The following is a 14,550-nucleotide window of genomic DNA, read 5'->3' as shown; positions in this document are numbered from 1 at the left end:
ATGTCTCTCGACCAGTACTACACCCTCGGCCGCTCCGGCCTGCGCGTCAGCCGCCTTTCGCTCGGCACCATGACCTTCGGCGAAGACTGGGGCTGGGGCGCCGCGGAAGACACCGCGCGCGCCATGTTCGACCGCTATCTCGCCGCCGGCGGCAATTTCATCGACACCGCCGACATGTACACCGAAGGCAGCAGTGAAACCCTGCTGGGCAAGTTCGTGGAGCAGGCCGGCGCGCGCGACCGCGTGGTGATCTCCACCAAGTTCACCTACAACGCGCAGCCGGGCAATCCCAACGCCGGCGGCAACGGGCGCAAGAACATCATGCGCGCGGTGGAAGGTTCGCTGCGGCGCCTGCGCACCGACTACATCGACCTTTATCTGCTGCATACCTGGGATCGCGTCACGCCGGCCGAGGAAGTCGTGCGCACGCTGGACGACCTGGTGCGCGCCGGCAAGATCCGCTACGCCGGCCTGTCCGACACGCCCGCTTGGTACGCGGCGCGGGCGCAGACATTCGCCGAGGCGCATGCCTTGACGCCGCTGGTGAACATGCAGCTGGAATACTCGCTGGTCGAGCGGCATATCGAACACGAATTCGTCCCGCTGGCCACCGAACTGGGCATGGGCATTACCGCGTGGAGCCCGCTGGGCATGGGCCTGTTGTCGGGCAAGTACCGCCCGAGCCAGGCCGGCGGCGAAGGCGACGGACGCCTCGCCAAGGTGACGGCGGCGCCGGGTTTCGAGCGTTTCACCGAACGCAACTGGAAAATCGTCGCCGCGCTGGAAGACGTCGCGCGCGATGTCGGCCGCAGCATGGCGCAGGTGGCATTGAACTGGGCGGCGAACCGGCCCGGCATCGCATCGCTGATCGTCGGTGCGACCAAGCTGGCGCAGCTGGATGACAACCTCGCCGCACTGGAATTCACCTTGCCGGACATGCTGCGCGCGCGGCTGGATGAAGCGAGCGCGCCGGATGCGCCTTTCCCGTACTACATGTTCGTCGACCGTCAGCAGACGCGCATTCACGGTGGCGTCGCGGTAGGCGACAAGCCCGCGGGCTATGCGCCACCGGTGTGGGTGGGGGCGGTGGAAGCGCGCGACGTACGGGCCAGCCGTTGAGGAGCGCCGCCATGTCCGCACTCGTATCGCAAAAGAGAACCGGCGCGCCGCAGGCGCGCTGGATCGAAGCCGGCGGCGTGCATTTCCATGCCGAACAGGCTGGGCGCGGCGATGCCGTGACGATGTTGCACGGTTTCCTGGTCGACAGCGGGCAATGGGACGAGGAGTTCGCCGCGCTTGCCGGCGATCACCGCGTGCTGCGCTACGACCTGCGCGGCTTCGGCCGTTCGTCGATGCCCGATGCGCCTTTCGCACATCATGAAGATCTGGCGCGCGTACTCGACGAAAGCGCCATCGAGCGCACTGCTTTGATCGGCTGCTCCGGCGGCGCCGGCACGGCGCTGGACTTCGCGCTGGCAAACCCGCAGCGGGTGAGCGCGCTGGCGCTGATCGGCGCCGGTTACTGGGGCCATTACGCCATGCGCACCCCGCAAGCGCAGGCGTTCTGGGCCGCGGTGCAGAGCGGGGACGCCGATGCCTTGCTGGAGACGTCGTTGCGTACCTTCCTCGATGGTCCGCGACGCTCGCCGGAGCAGAGCAATGCGCAAGCGCGGGAGCGCATCGCCGCGATGAGCGCGTGGAACTTCGGCCGCGAGGATGGCTATTGGAAGAAGGCGTCGTTGCAGCGCAACCCGGCGACGCCCGCGACGGAACGCTTGGCGGAGCTGCACATGCCCATGCTGCTGATCGTCGGCGAAGAAGACCAGCCGGAAGTCATCGAGCTATCCGAGCGGCTTGCTGCCGGTTTGCCGAACGCACGGCTCGTGCGTGTCCCGGACGCGGGTCATCACGTGAATATCGAGCGGCCGGAGGCGGTGCTGCCGTTGCTGCGCGATTTTCTCGCGGAGGTGAAGGCGTGAGCCGCCCGCCATCGTACGGTGCGCCGATCGCGCTGGCCGACGCCACGCGCGTGATGGCCGCGGCACAGGCCGAGGCCGCGCGCAACGACTGGCCGATGGCGATCGCCATCGTCGGCAGCGGCGGGCATCTGGTGATGCTGCACGCGCTGGACGACGTGCAGCACGCCAGCGTCGCGGTCGCACAGGCCAAGGCGGAGACGGCGGTGAATTTCCGCCGCCCATCGAAGCTGTTCGAAGACGCCGTGCGCGACGGCGGGCTGGGCCTGCGCCTGCTGGGCATGAGCAACCTGCTGCCGCTGGACGGCGGGCTGCCGCTGTACCAGGACGGCAAGGTGGTCGGCGCGATCGGCGTGTCAGGCATGCAATCCACGCAGGACGCACAGGTGGCCGCCGCCGGCGCGGCGGTGCTGAACGCCCCAGGCTGATGCCGCGAAAGAACAAGGCCGCCCCGCGCGAAGTGGGGCGGCCCTGTTCGTTACGGCACCGGCGCGAAGAATTTACTGCGCCGTGGAGGTGGCCGACGCCTTCTGCTGCGCCTTGAACTGCTCCCACTGCTGGCGGCGCTGTTCGCGTTCCTGCTTCAGCGTGGCCCATTGGGCCTTCTGCTGCGGGGTCAGCAGGGCATAGATCTGCGCCTTCAGCTGCGCCTGCTGCTGCACGCGGTTCTGCGTGGCGGCAGCTTCGGCCTGGGCCAGTTGGGTCGCGGCGGCCTGGTAGCCGACCTGATCCGGGGTCATCGCCTCGAACGCCTGGCGCTGCTGGCGCAAGGCATCGCGCTGGGGCTTGGTCTGGCTGAAGCTGGTCTTCACCAGATTGCGGATGCTGGTCTTCTGCGCGTCGGTGAGGTTGAGCTTCTGCATGGCCATGCCGAAGCCATGGCCGTCGTGGTGGCCGCCGAAACGCGGGCCGCCGTCCTGGCCGGCGGCGAACGCCGCGGTGCCGAGCGTCATGGCGGAAGCGAGGGCCAGGCCGAGGAAGAGAGACTTGCGCATGTTGGTTCACCTTTCGGGTTGGAGGGGGCTTGCGGAGTATTTGACGCCACCCCCGCGTGTATGTTTTTTGCCGGTGGGTAAAGAAGCGTAAAGCCCGTGGTTACCGGGCTTCCGCGCCGCTTGAATGGCGCAAAAACCCACGCCCGCCCTTATGCAACGCATTCTTCTAGCCGACGACGACCGCGCTCTCACCGATCTCCTGGCCGAATACCTGCGCCGGGAAGGCTTCGCCGTCGACGTCGCCCACGACGGCGAGGAAGCCCTGGCCCGCCTCAGCAACCCGGCGCAGCGGCCGGATCTGTTGATCCTGGACGTGATGATGCCGGGCCGCGACGGCCTGGAGACGCTGCGCGAGTTGCGCCTGCAGCATCGCCTGCCGGTGATCATGCTGTCGGCGCGCGGCGAACCGGTGGATCGAGTCATCGGCCTGGAACTCGGTGCGGACGACTATCTGTCCAAACCCTGCCTGCCGCGCGAGCTGCTGGCGCGCGTACGTGCCCAGCTGCGCCGCCATTCGCCGGTGGCCGCGGGTACGGTGGAAGTCGGCGTGCTGCGCCTGCTGCCAGGCGAGCGGCGCGCCTACGCAGGCGATGCCGAACTTTCCCTCACCGGCGCCGAATTCAGCCTGCTGCTCGCCCTGGCGCAGCGCGCCGGTCAGCTGGTGGACAAGGCCACGCTGACGCGCATGGCGCTGGGGCGCGAACTGGAGCGCTTCGATCGCAGCATCGACGTGCACGTGAGCCGGCTGCGCCACAAGCTGGCCGAGGCATCCGCGCAGGCGCCGAAGATCGAGTCGGTGCGCGGCGCCGGCTACCTGCTGGTCGCGGGGGGCGCATGAATCCGTTCAAGACTTCGTTGTTCTGGCGCCTGCTGGTGTCGTTCTTCCTGGCCAATCTGCTGGTGCTGCTGCTGGGCGGCTATGTCACGCGCAGCTTCATTGCCTACAGCACGGCGGTAGAGATCAACTGGGCAGCGCTGGCCGACAGTGCGAACAAGGCATACGAGAGCGGCGGCACGGACGGCCTCCAGACATGGATCCTCGACCAGCGCCGCGACGGCGTCGATGCCACGCTGTACGAAAACGGCGCGCCGCTGGTGCCGGTCCGCCTGCCCGGCGGTGTACGCGACCAGCTGCCGCAGTGGCTCGCCGCCGGCCACGATTTGGTGATGCAGCCTTATCCGCGTTTCTACCTGGCGGTACAGCAGGTGGCCGGCGCGGATGGCCAGTCGCGCCAGCTGGTCGCGATGAGCCGCACCCATTCGCGCATTCCTATGCAGACACGCAACCAGATCTATCTGGCGGTGCAGTTCGCGCTATCGCTGTTGTTCATCGCGCTGATCGGCTGGTGGGTGGCGCGCGGCGTGGCCCGGCCGGTGCAGGCGATGCAACGCGCCGCGCGGCAGATGGCGGCCGGCGAACTGTCCACGCGCGTAGGGCCGCAAGGGCGGCGCGGTCCGGGCGAACTGGCGCAGCTCGCCGGCGACTTCGACGCCATGGCCGAGCGCATCGAAGCGCTGGTCGCGCACGACCGCGGCGTTCTGCAGGACCTGTCGCACGAATTGCGCTCGCCGCTGGCCCGCTTGCAGCTCATCCTCGATCTGGCGCGCCGCAGCGACGGCGAACAAGCCGACGCTTATTTCGCCCAGGCCGAGCGCGAGATCGAACGGCTGGACCGCATGACCGGCCAGATGCTGGCGCTGTCGCGTCTGGAAGGCGGCTTGCCGGGCATGGAGCGCGAGCCGGTGGATCTGGCCGCGACGGCGCGCGAATGCATCGCCAAGGCGCAACTGGAAGCCGGCGCCCGCGGTGTCCGCCTGCACGCGGCGATCGAGGCGCCGGCATGGATCTGCGGCAGTGGGTCCTTGCTGGAGCGCGCGCTGGATAACCTGCTGGGCAACGCCATCAAGTACAGCCCCGTCGACGGCACGGTGGAGCTGGCGCTGCTCGCGAATGACGGTCGTGCCGAACTGAGCGTGCGCGATCACGGCCCCGGTGTGCCGGAAAGCGAACTGAGCCAGCTGTTCCGCCCCTTCTTCCGCGGCAGCAACGCGGCGAAGGCGGAGGGGCACGGCCTCGGTCTGGCCATCGTCCGTCGCGTGGCGCTGGTGCATGGCGGCGAGGCGAGCGCGCGCAATGCCGAAGGTGGCGGGCTGGAAGTGCGACTGAGCTTGCCACTGCAGACGTAAGGGCGGCTATCGGCGCTGCCCTGGTCCTGGCCGGTTTCGCGGTCGGTGCCCGCTTTGCGACACTAGCCGCTCTTCGTCCCGCGGAACCCGCATGCGCTCCTCCGCTCTCGCCGCCGTCGGGCTGGCTCTTTGCTCTGCGTTGTTCTTCACGCTCACTTATGTGCTCAACCGCAGCTTCGTCGCCGGCGGCGGGCATTGGGCCTGGGCGGGCATCCTGCGTTACCTGATCACCTTGCCGCTGCTTGCGCTGGTGTTGCCGTGGCAGGGCGGACTGGGCGAACTGCCGGCCGAGCTGCGTCGCCATCCGCGGACATGGCTGCTATGGAGCAGCGTGGGTTTCGTGCTGTTCGGCGTCCCACTGACCTGGGCCGCGAGCAGCGGGCCATCGTGGCTCATCGCCGGCAGCTTCCAGACCACCGTGCTGGCCGGGCCGCTGATGGCGCCGCTGATCTATCGCGATGCGCGCGGCCGGCTGGCCTGGCGCACCCTGGCTATCGGCGCGCTGATCGTGGCCGGCGTCTTCGCGCTGCAATGGGGCCACGCGCAGGGGCGGTTGCGCGCGGGCGATTGGATGGCGATCGGCGCGGTAATGGTGTCGGCGTTCGCCTATCCGCTGGGCAACCGCAAGCTGCTGCTCCATCTGGAACACGGGCACGCTCGGCTCGGCGCGGTGCAGCGCGTGTTCGGCATGACGCTGTGCAGCTGGCCGTTATGGCTGCTGTTCGCCGCGATCGCATGGGCGACGGTCGGCCCGCCGTCGTGGCGCGACGTGCTGCTCGCCGGTGGCGTGGCGTTGTCTTCCGGCGTGATTGCCACCGTGCTGTTCTTCCGCGCCACCGACATGGTGCGCAGCGAGCCCACCGCGCTGGCGGCGGTGGAGGCGATGCAGGCCGCCGAACTGCTGTTTGCCACGTTGCTGGGCGCGGCGCTGCTGGGTGAGGCATGGCCGCACGGCTTCGCGGCGATCGGCGCGCTGCTGATCGTAGCCGGCATCGCGCTGTTCGGCTGGATGAGCGGGCGCGGCGCGGCAGGGCATGACGAGGAGTTGCGCACATTGCGCACCGATCGCGGCGCTTGACGCGTGGCCGTCCAGACGTCCGGAACTTGCCTCGATGGCGCGCCTCGGGTTAAACACCATCGTTTTGCGTCATGGGTGAGGTGGGCGATGCGACGGTGTCATGCGCGTGCGGTGATGGGTCTGATGATGGCCGGAGCGGCTCTGGCGATGGCGCCCGCGGTGCTGGCCGATGAACATGGCGCACCGGCGCTGCGCTGGGATCCATCGCATCTGGGCAACCATCGCTATCTCGTGCAGGTGGACGCGCCCGCGGCGGCGGTGCGCGTGGAGATCCCATGGCGCCGCCGTGATGCGCACCCGGAGAAGGTAGCCATCATCGTGACGAGGCCCGATGGCGAACCGGTCGCCAATGTGCTGCGCGGCGACATCGACCGCGCCGCCGGCGAACTGGTGTTCCAGGCCGCCAAGGCCGGCACCTATGCCGTGTACTACCAGCCTTACGTCAGCAACGGGCGCAGCAACTATCCCGTGGTGACCTATGCGGCGCCGACCGACACTGCCGACGCCGCCTGGGCCGCGAAGGCCGGCAAGGCGTCGGCGTGGCGTCGCCTGCCGCAGGCCAAGGTGCTGCGCTACGAAGCGGTGGACGATTTCGACGCCTACACCGACATGGAGCGCACCGCCACGCCGGCCGAACTGGACGCACTGCTGGCGAAGCACGCCGGGCCGTTGCTGCTGTTTCCCGAGACGCGCACCCATCCCGTGCGCATGTTCGACACGCTGCCGGCGTCGTGGGCGCAACGCGGGCCCGGCGGCTCGCTGAGCGACAGCGCGCTGCGCGGCGAATACCTCAGTTTCCAGGTCGGCCTGTGGGCGCCACGCGCGCCGGTGAACGAAGTGCGCGTGAGCTTCGGCGAACTGCGCGGCCCGGACGACGCGGTGATTCCGGCCACGGCGCTGACCTGCTTCAACCTGCGCGGCGTGGATGTGAGCGGCCGGCCGTTTACGACGCGCGTGGACGTGGCGAAAGGGCGCGTGCAGCCGATGTGGATGGGCCTGGACATTCCTGCCGATGCAAAGCCGGGGCTCTACCAGGGCGAACTGACCGTCGCCGCCGATGGCGTGGAGCCGCAACGCGTGCCGCTGGCCGTCACGGTCGGCGAGGCGGCCGCGGTCGCGCATGGCGACGACGATCCGTTCAAGCTGACTCGCCTGCGCTGGCTCGACTCCACCCTGGCGCAGGACGACACGCTGGTGAAGCCCCTGACGGCCGTCGCCGTCAAGGGTGCGAACCTGGCGATCCTGGGGCGTGACATTACGTTGGCCGACAGCGGACTGCCGGCGCAGATCCAGAGCCGCTTCGACGAGCGCATGACGGGGTTCGCCAAGCAGCCGCGCGCGCTGCTGCAGGCTCCCGTACGCCTGCTGGTGGAAGACGCGGCCGGCGTGCACGCGCTCGCGGCCAAGGGCACGCCCAAGGTGGAGATCGACGGTCCAGGCAAGGTGCATTGGACCGTCGCCGGCGACGCCGGCCCGCTGCGCGGCGAAGTGAAGGCGTCGCTGGAAGCCGATGGCACGTTGCAATACGCGATCGCCCTGCAGGCGGACAAGGAAACAACGATCGGCGACATCCGCCTCGAGATCCCGCTGCGCAACGACGTCGCGCGCTACCAGCTCGGCCTTGGCCAGCAGGGCGGCGAAGCACCGCAGACCTTCAGCTGGCACTGGAACGTGCGCAACAACCAGGATGGCGCGTGGCTCGGTGCCGTGAACGCGGGCCTGGAATTCCACCTGCGCGACGAACACTACCTGCGCCCGCTCAACACCAATTTCTATCAGCAGCAGCCGCTACGCATCCCGCAATCATGGGATAACGGCGGGCAGGGCGGCGTCGAGATGGAGCGCGGCAAGGACCGCTATCTGGTCAAAGCCTTCAGCGGCCCGCGCACGATGCCGGCGGGCCAGATGCTGCGCTATGACGTTGTGTTGCGCGTCACGCCGTTCAAGACGATCGAGCCGGCGAAGCAGTTCAGCGAGCGCTTCTTCCACAAGTATGGCGACCTGGACGCGATCAAGGCCGACGGGGCTAACGTGGTGAACATCCATCACGCCACGCCGATCAATCCATGGATCAACTATCCGTTCCTGGAAGCCGAGGCGATGCGCAAGTACGTCGACGCGGCCCACCAGCGCGGCATGCGCGTGAAGATCTACGACACCGTGCGCGAGCTGACCGACCGCGCGCCGGAGCTGCCGATGCTCGAGTCCTTGGGCCACGAGGTGATCAGCGCGGGCAAGGGCGGCGGCTTTTCGTGGCTGCAGGAACACCTCGACGGCGACTATATCGCCGCCTGGCACGTGCCGGAGAATCGCGATGCGGCGGTGATCAACGCCGGCCAGAGCCGCTGGCACAACTTCTATATCGAAGGGCTGGACTGGCTGGCGCGCAACGAAGGCATCGACGGCCTGTACCTGGACGACGTCGCCTACGACCGCACCACCATGAAACGCGTGCGCAAGGTCCTGCAGGCGCATCGGCCGGATCCGCTGATCGATCTGCATTCGGCCAACCAGTACAACCCGCGCGACGGCTACATCAATAGCGCGCTGCTGTACATGGAGCTGTTCCCGTACATCGATCGCCTGTGGTTCGGCGAGTACTTCGATTACGAGAAGACCTCGCCCGCGTACTGGCTCACCGAGATCTCCGGCATTCCCTATGGCCTGATGGGCGAGATGCTGCAGAACGACGGCAACCCATGGCGCGGCATGCTGTTCGGCATGACCAGCCGGCTGGGCTGGTCGGCCAAGAGCGATCCGCGTCCGCTGTGGAAGCTGTGGGACGACTTCGGCATCGCCAAGGCGGACATGGTCGGCTGGTGGGTGCACGACGCACCGGTGAAGACCGGCCGCGACGATGTGCTGGCCACCAGCTACGTGCGCAAGGGGCAGGGCACGCTGGTCGCGCTGGCATCGTGGGCGCCGGAGAAGACCGACGCCAGGCTGGCGATCGACTGGAAGGCGCTGGGCCTGAATCCGGCCAAGGCAAAGCTGGTGGCGTCCGAGGTGCCGGGCTTCCAGCCGGCCGCGACGTTCAAGCCGGGCGACGCGATTCCGGTGGAGCCCGGCAAGGGCTGGCTCTTGCGCATCGAGTGAATCCCATCGATCGGAATGCATGATGGTTCTATCCTTGGCGGACGCGTCTCCCCCCCGGCGCGCCGCCAAGGATCGCCATGCAAGTCCAGGCCGCCGCGCGCCGCGACGACGATTTCATCCGTCACGGCACGCCGCTGTTCCGGCGCACCAACTTCGCGCTGTTTGCCGCCGGCATCGCCACGTTCGGCCTGCTCTATTGCGTGCAGCCGCTGATGCCGGAATTCAGCAAGGCTTTCGGCGTCAATGCGGCCGGTGCCGCGTTGACGCTCTCGCTCACCACCGGCGTGCTCGCGTTCGCGATGCTGGTTGCCGGCGCGGTGTCCGACGCGTGGGGGCGCAAGTCGGTGATGACGGTGTCGCTGCTCGCTTCCTCAGTGCTCGTGCTCGCCACGGCGGCGGTGCGCGACTGGCACATGCTGCTGGTGCTGCGTACCTTGCTCGGCCTCACCCTGAGCGGCCTGCCGGCGGTGGCGATGACCTATCTCAGCGAAGAGATGCACCCGGAATCCATCGGCTTGGGGATGGGGCTGTATATCAGCGGCAACGCGATCGGCGGCATGGGTGGCCGCCTGGTGGCCGGCGTGCTGGCGGATTTCGTCGGCTGGCGCATTGGCGTGGCGGCCGTCGGCGCGATCGGGCTGGTTGCCGGCCTGGTGTTCTGGCGCAGCCTGCCGCCGTCACGGCATTTTGCCGTGCAGCCGTTCGACGGGAAGACGCTGCGCGCCAAGTTCGCCGGCGCGTTTCGCGACGCGGGCCTGCCATGGCTGTTCGCCGAAGGTTTCCTGCTGCTGGGCGCGTTCGTCACCGTCTACAACTTCATCGGCTATCGCTTGCTGGCGCCGCCTTACGGCTTGAGCCAGGCGGTGGTCGGCCTGATCTTCAGTGTCTATCTGATCGGCACGTTCAGCTCGGCCTGGATGGGGCATCTGGCCGGCAAGCTGGGGCGGCGCAAGGTGCTGTGGACGGCGTTCGCGCTGATGGCGTCTGGTGTGCTGCTGACCTTGACCACGCCGCTGGTGCTGATCGTGCTGGGCATCGTGGCGATCACCTTCGGTTTCTTCGGCGGGCACTCCATCGCCAGCAGCTGGGTGGGGCGGCGTGCCGGCGCGGCGAAGGCGCAGGCTTCGTCGATGTATCTGTTCTCGTATTACATGGGATCGAGCCTGGCCGGTGCGGGCGGCGGTCTGTTCTATGCATCGCATGGCTGGAACGGCGTGGCCGCCTTCGTCGGCGCACTGGTACTGGCGGGCCTGCTGATCGCGTGGCGGCTGCGGCGCCTGGCGCCGCTGCCGGGGCCGCCATCGAAGGGTGACGAGCCGCCATTGGCCGAGGTGTGACGGTGCTGGCGCAGGTCGGGGTTCGCCAGCGGCTTCCCCCAGACCTGTGCCAGCCGCCCGTTTATGGCTTCAGTGCTGCTTTCAGGGCCGAGGCGTCGCCATCGTTCTGCGCCGGCGTGATGTCCAGCAACTGCGTCATCAGCGGATACACGTCCACGTTGGAGATCGCCGGCAGCACTGTGTCCTGGCGGAACGCCGGGCCGCGCGCCACGAACAGCGCCTGCATGGCCGGATCGGCGTTGTCGTAGCCGTGCTCGCCCAGGCTCAGCCTGCCGCCGTTCTTGAGCTTCTTGGCCACGTAGTCGGACGTGGTGACACGCCAGCCCACATTGGCGAGGCACACCAGCTGCGGCACGCGCGGGTTCTTGCCGTAGACGAAGCGCTCGGGGATGCGTGTCTTGTCCCAGCACTGCATGTGCTTCTGCGGCTTTTCCAGCTTGGCTTCGATCTTGGCGAAATCATGGCCCGGCTTGGGATTGAAGCCCGCCAGCACGCCCAGGCTGACCACCTGCACCTGCTGCAGCGGCACCAGCTTGTCCACCATCACGTTGTTCTTGGGCGCGACCTTGGCCATGCCATGGTCGGATACCACGATCAGGTTGATCCGGTCGTACAGGCCACGCTGCTTCAAACCGTCGACCAGGCGGGCGAGGGCCGTATCGACCTTGCCGATGGATTCGTTCACTTGCCTGGAATCCGGACCGTACTCATGGCCGGCGTGGTCCACGTCATCGAAGTACAGCGTGACGAAGGACGGGCGCTCGCCGGCGGGCAGGTCCAGCCAGCCGAGCACTTCATCCACGCGTTGCTCCGGCGTCTTGGAGCCGTCGTAAGGCAGCCAGTGATCCGGACGATAGTCGTGGATCGGCGCCTCGCTGCCGGGCCAGAACATGGTCGCGGTCTTCAGACCCTGTCGGCCGGCGGTCTCCCAGATCGGCGTGCCTTGCGCCCACCAGCGGCCATCGGCGCCGGCTTGGCGATTGCTCAGCGAGAACTCGCCCAGCGCGGGATCGAACATGGTGTTGTTGACCATGCCGTGATGATCCGGACGCAGGCCCGTGACGATGGTGTAGTGGTTCGGGAAGGTGAGCGAGGGGAACGACGGCTGCATGGCCTGGGCGCGCACGCCTCCATGAGCCATGGCGGCCAGGGTCGGGCTCAGTCCACGTTGGAGATAGTCGGCGCGGAAGCCGTCGATCGAGATCAGCAGCAGCGGCGTCGGCGCGGGTTTGACCGCGGCCTGCGCCGATTTGGCGGGCGGCTGGGTAGCACACCCGGCGCTGAACGCCACGAGGGAGCACAACAGGAGGCGAAACAGGATTTTCATGCGCGAGTCCATACGATGTTGCAGGCAATCCCGCCATGATCGCGCACTCGTATGACCATTACATCTCCATCCATGCGGCGCCTGGCCGGGTTGGTTCTCCTGGTCTTCTGTGCGACGCCGGCCGCCGTCCTGGCCTGGCAGCAGCAGCCCTCGCAGGCGCAGCAGCCTGCCTATCAGCCCAACTACAACGCCATCAACGCCCAGCAGGCCAATCAGCAGGCCATCCTCCAGGACAAGCTGCGCACCAGCCAGCAGCTGGAGCAGCAGCGCCAGCGCAACGCGGCCGCGATCCGCCAGCCCATGGCGAACAACCCGGCCGCGACCCAGGCGCTGGATCTGTCCAACCAGGCCCAGCAGGATCGCTTCAATGCGCGCCAGCGCGACGCCGTGGATCAGTACCGCGCAGCGTCCTCCACCGCGCCGCTGGTGCTGCCCAAGCCGGTGCGGGAAGCGCCGCCGAAGCCGTCGCAGCCGTCCGTGCTGGATCAGCTTCATCCGACGCCGCCCGCGCAGTCACCGCCGCAACACTGAACCCGCTCACGGCATGGCGAACAGATCGCCGTGCGCGATGCGGTCTTCCATCGAGAGCAGGAAGCGCTTCGTCGGCAGGCCGCCGCCGAAACCGGTGAGACTGCCGTTGCTGCCGATCACGCGATGGCAGGGCAGGATGATCGGGATCGGATTGCGCCCGTTCGCCGCGCCCACGGCGCGCATGGCCGCCGGCTGACCGATGCGTCGGGCCAGTTCGGCGTAGCTGATCGTCACGCCGTAGGGGATGCGCCCCAGTTCCTCCCACACGGCCAGCTGGAACGGCGTGCCGATGGGATGCAGCTCAAGATCGAAGCGCGTGCGTTCGCCGGCAAAATATTCCTCGAGCTGGCGACGCGGTTCGGCGAGCGGCTCGGTGGCGCGAATCCACGCCGGCGCGGGCGATTTGCGATGCCGCCCGGTTTCGAACCACACCTCGCGCAGCCCTTGCGCATCGGCGACCAGCCGCAGCTGGCCGATCGGCGTGGGCAGTTCGTCGTACCAGATCGTTTCGCTCATGCGTTCTTGTTTCCCTTGGTCCTGGCGCGCTCCGCCGCGTCGCTGGCGGCGCGCCACAAGTGCATCACCGCGTAGGCGCGCCAGGGGCGCCAATCTTCCGCCAGCGCGGTGAGCGCCTTGGTGCTGAGTTCCGCGCCGTCGCCTGCCGCGGCGCGGCGCAGGATCAGGTCGGCGGCCGGAAACGCATCCGGATGGCTCAGCGCGCGCATCGCCATGTAGTGCGCGGTCCATTCGCCGATGCCGGCCAGTTCGACCCAGCGCGCCACGAACGTGTCCAGCGGCTGTTCGCTGCGGAAATCGATGCGACCGTCCAGCAGGGCGCGCGCCACGCCCTGCACGGTATTCGCGCGCGCACTGGTCAGGCCCACTTCGCGCAGGTCGACGTCGACCAGGGTCTCTGGTCCGGGAAACAGCCGCTCCAGGCCCGGGGCGCCGGCGGCCGCCACCGGCGTGCCCCAGCGCTGGACGATGCGCGTGGCCAGAGTGCGCGCCGCCGCCACGCTGACCTGCTGGCCGAGAATCGCGCGCACCGCGATCTCGAAGCCGTCCCATCCACCGGGCAGGCGCAGGCCGGGTCGGCGCTGATGCAGCGGTTTAAGTACGCCACTGGCGCGCATCACTGCGCCGATCGCCTGCGGATCCGCGTCGAGGTCGAACATGCGGCGCAGCTTCGACACCACGCCGAGCATGCGTGCCGGTTGCGGGCATTGCAGTTCCAGCTTCAGCGCATGCTCGCCGCCGGGCCACGCGCTCAGGCGCAGCCAGCCGGGTGTTTCTGCAGGGCCGAACACTCGGGAGTAACTGTGCTCGTCCACGGCTTCCACGCCGGGCAGGGCGCGCGTGCGCAGGAACGCGAGGATCGCCTCGAAGTCGTAGGGCGGCCGATAGCTCAGCCGCAGCACCAGCGCGCCGTCCGCGGCCTTGGCCGGATGGCGCCGCAATTCGCGCGGCGGCATCCGGTTCGCCTGCTGGAACGCCGCGTTGAAGCGGCGCAGGCTGCGGAAGCCGGACGCGAGTGCGACATCGGTGACCGGCATATCGGTCTCGGTCAGCAATTGCTTGGCGAACAGCAGCCGGCGCGTGGTGTGCACGCTGATCGGCGGTGCACCCAGCCGCTCGACGAACACCCGGCGCAGCTGGCGCGCGCCGAGTCCCAGGCGCTGTGCCATGTCTTCCAGCGAGGCGTCTTCCAGTGCGCCCTGTTCCATCAGTTTCAGCGCCCGCGCGATCACGTGGTCGCCGCGCTGCCAGCTGTCGTTACCGGGCGACAGCTCCGGCCGGCAGCGCAGGCAGGGGCGGAAGCCGGCCGCTTCAGCCGCGGCTGCGCTGCTGTAATAGCGCACGTTCTCCGCCTTCGGCGATGGCGCCGGGCAGACCGGGCGGCAATAGATGCGCGTGCTGGTGACGGCGGTGAAGAACAGGCCGTCGAAGCGGGCGTCGCGGCTGAGCCGGGCTTGTTCGCAGAGGCGATCGGGCAGAGGCGTGCTGGAGGCGGGAAGCATGCGTG

13 protein-coding genes are annotated in these 14,550 nt (G+C 68.4%); 9 read left to right on the top strand and 4 right to left on the bottom strand.

Annotated features, from left to right (window positions below; translation table 11 throughout):
- From ACNR9O_RS13240 to ACNR9O_RS13230, 3 genes are read left to right on the top strand one after another with little or no spacing between them, the layout of a single operon-like run.
- Positions 1 to 1,119 (top strand): aldo/keto reductase, encoded by a 1,119-nt coding sequence (locus ACNR9O_RS13240; RefSeq protein WP_473688138.1) that lies wholly within the window; start codon positions 1 to 3, stop codon positions 1,117 to 1,119.
- 11 nt (positions 1,120 to 1,130) lie between these two features.
- A complete protein-coding gene (locus ACNR9O_RS13235; protein ID WP_473688140.1) occupies positions 1,131 to 1,979 on the top strand; it encodes an alpha/beta fold hydrolase in 849 nt (282 codons plus the stop codon).
- Positions 1,976 to 2,404 carry a GlcG/HbpS family heme-binding protein gene (locus tag ACNR9O_RS13230; protein ID WP_473688142.1) on the top strand — a complete coding sequence of 143 codons (429 nt, stop codon included), beginning with the start codon at positions 1,976 to 1,978 and terminating at the stop codon, positions 2,402 to 2,404. Before ACNR9O_RS13235 ends, ACNR9O_RS13230 begins: the two co-directional genes overlap by 4 nt.
- A gap of 72 nt (positions 2,405 to 2,476) precedes the next feature.
- Here the strand turns inward: ACNR9O_RS13230 and ACNR9O_RS13225 are convergent, their stop codons facing one another.
- Positions 2,477 to 2,971: a Spy/CpxP family protein refolding chaperone gene (locus ACNR9O_RS13225; protein WP_473688144.1), complete on the bottom strand. Its 495-nt coding sequence runs from the start codon at positions 2,969 to 2,971 to the stop codon at positions 2,477 to 2,479.
- 151 nt (positions 2,972 to 3,122) lie between these two features.
- Between ACNR9O_RS13225 and ACNR9O_RS13220 the strand changes: the two genes are divergently transcribed.
- From ACNR9O_RS13220 to ACNR9O_RS13200, 5 genes are all read left to right on the top strand, one after another.
- Positions 3,123 to 3,809, top strand: coding sequence for a response regulator (locus tag ACNR9O_RS13220; RefSeq protein WP_473688146.1), 687 nt, complete (start codon positions 3,123 to 3,125; stop codon positions 3,807 to 3,809).
- Entirely contained in the window at positions 3,806 to 5,158 is a 1,353-nt protein-coding gene (locus ACNR9O_RS13215; RefSeq protein ID WP_473688148.1) for a sensor histidine kinase, read from the top strand. Before ACNR9O_RS13220 ends, ACNR9O_RS13215 begins: the two co-directional genes overlap by 4 nt.
- Positions 5,159 to 5,249: 91 nt before the next feature.
- Positions 5,250 to 6,236 (top strand): DMT family transporter, encoded by a 987-nt coding sequence (locus ACNR9O_RS13210; RefSeq protein ID WP_473688150.1) that lies wholly within the window; start codon positions 5,250 to 5,252, stop codon positions 6,234 to 6,236.
- Positions 6,237 to 6,323: 87 nt separating this feature from the next.
- Positions 6,324 to 9,332 (top strand): glycoside hydrolase domain-containing protein, encoded by a 3,009-nt coding sequence (locus ACNR9O_RS13205; protein WP_473700647.1) that lies wholly within the window; start codon positions 6,324 to 6,326, stop codon positions 9,330 to 9,332.
- A gap of 77 nt (positions 9,333 to 9,409) precedes the next feature.
- Positions 9,410 to 10,669, top strand: a complete 1,260-nt coding sequence (locus ACNR9O_RS13200) for an MFS transporter (protein WP_473688155.1) — start codon at positions 9,410 to 9,412, stop codon at positions 10,667 to 10,669.
- 61 nt (positions 10,670 to 10,730) lie between these two features.
- On the opposite strand, the gene ACNR9O_RS13195 is transcribed toward ACNR9O_RS13200, so the two are convergent.
- Positions 10,731 to 11,996: an alkaline phosphatase family protein gene (locus ACNR9O_RS13195; RefSeq protein WP_473688157.1), complete on the bottom strand. Its 1,266-nt coding sequence runs from the start codon at positions 11,994 to 11,996 to the stop codon at positions 10,731 to 10,733.
- Positions 11,997 to 12,047: 51 nt separating this feature from the next.
- Between ACNR9O_RS13195 and ACNR9O_RS13190 the strand changes: the two genes are divergently transcribed.
- Positions 12,048 to 12,527, top strand: a complete 480-nt coding sequence (locus tag ACNR9O_RS13190) for a hypothetical protein (RefSeq protein WP_473688159.1) — start codon at positions 12,048 to 12,050, stop codon at positions 12,525 to 12,527.
- Positions 12,528 to 12,533: 6 nt separating this feature from the next.
- Here the strand turns inward: ACNR9O_RS13190 and ACNR9O_RS13185 are convergent, their stop codons facing one another.
- Together ACNR9O_RS13185 and ACNR9O_RS13180 are read right to left on the bottom strand one after the other, a co-directional pair.
- The gene (locus ACNR9O_RS13185; RefSeq protein WP_473688161.1) at positions 12,534 to 13,043 is read right to left on the bottom strand and encodes a methylated-DNA--[protein]-cysteine S-methyltransferase; all 510 of its coding nucleotides are present in this window, start codon (positions 13,041 to 13,043) and stop codon (positions 12,534 to 12,536) included.
- Entirely contained in the window at positions 13,040 to 14,545 is a 1,506-nt protein-coding gene (locus tag ACNR9O_RS13180; protein WP_473688163.1) for an AlkA N-terminal domain-containing protein, read from the bottom strand. Before ACNR9O_RS13180 ends, ACNR9O_RS13185 begins: the two co-directional genes overlap by 4 nt.
- Between the last annotated feature and the right edge of the window lie 5 nt (positions 14,546 to 14,550).

The sequence above is a fragment of the Dyella sp. CR10 genome, from assembly GCF_055814425.1.
This window is presented reverse-complemented; position numbering and strand designations above follow the sequence as displayed.